Annotated in this window: 1 protein-coding gene; it reads right to left on the bottom strand. The window is 70.1% G+C overall.

Annotation, left to right across the window (positions count from 1 at the left end):
- On the bottom strand, positions 1 to 673 hold a 673-nt coding region (locus tag FUT87_RS22555), incomplete at its 3' end, for an ATP-binding protein (RefSeq protein WP_404935432.1).
- Between the last annotated feature and the right edge of the window lie 263 nt (positions 674 to 936).

Below are 936 nucleotides of genomic sequence, written 5' to 3'. Positions count from 1 at the left end.
GGAAGGTCGAGCCCTGGCCCGGCGCGGACTCGACCCAGATGCGGCCGCCCATCATCTCGACGAGCTGCTTGCAGATCGCCAGCCCCAGGCCGCTGCCGCCGTAGCGGCGGGTGGTGGAGCTGTCGGCCTGGCTGAAGCTCTGGAACAGCCGCGCCTGCTGCTCGGGCGTCATGCCGATGCCGGTGTCGCGGACGCGGAAGTGCAGCTCGACCTCCGGCGTGGCGAGGGCGTCCAGCGCCGCCGCCTCACGCGCGCCGAGCGCGACCGACTCGATGCCGACGATGATCTCGCCGCGGTCGGTGAACTTGGCGGCGTTGTTGCCCAGGTTGACCAGCACCTGGCCCAGCCGCAGCGGATCGCCGATCAGCGCGGTCGGCAGGTCCGGCGGCACGTTCAGCAGCAGCTCCAGCCCCTTGTCCTCGACGCGGAAACCGATCAGGTTGACCAGATGGTCCAGCACGTCCTCCATGCGGAAGGGCACGTATTCCAGGCTGAGCTTGCCGGCCTCGATGCGGCTGAAATCCAGGATGTCGTCGATGACGCCCAGCAGGTTCTCGGCGGAGCGGTGCACCTTCTCGATGTAGTTGCGCTGGCGCGCATCCAGCCCGGTCTGCAGCGCCAGGTGGGACATGCCGATGATCGCGTTCATCGGCGTGCGGATCTCGTGGCTCATGTTGGCCAGGAAGTCCGACTTGGCCCGGGTGGCCTCCTCGGCATCCTCCTTGGCCTGGCGCAGCGCGTCCTGGGCGCGTTCGCGGTCCTCCAGCAGGGCCTCGAGCTGGCGGTGGTGCGCCTGCAGCTCGAGGTCCTTGCGGTCGCGCGCCGCGCCGTGGGCCAGGCTGCGCAGCGAGCGCCAGCAGCCCGAAGGCCAGTGAGACGGCCGCCATCAGCATGGGCGGCGGGGTAGTCGGGCAGCAGCAGCGGCGTGACGAAGAC

This window comes from Mitsuaria sp. TWR114, assembly GCF_007997345.1.
Note: the sequence above shows the minus strand (reverse complement) of the source record. Positions and strands in the feature narration are given on the sequence as shown.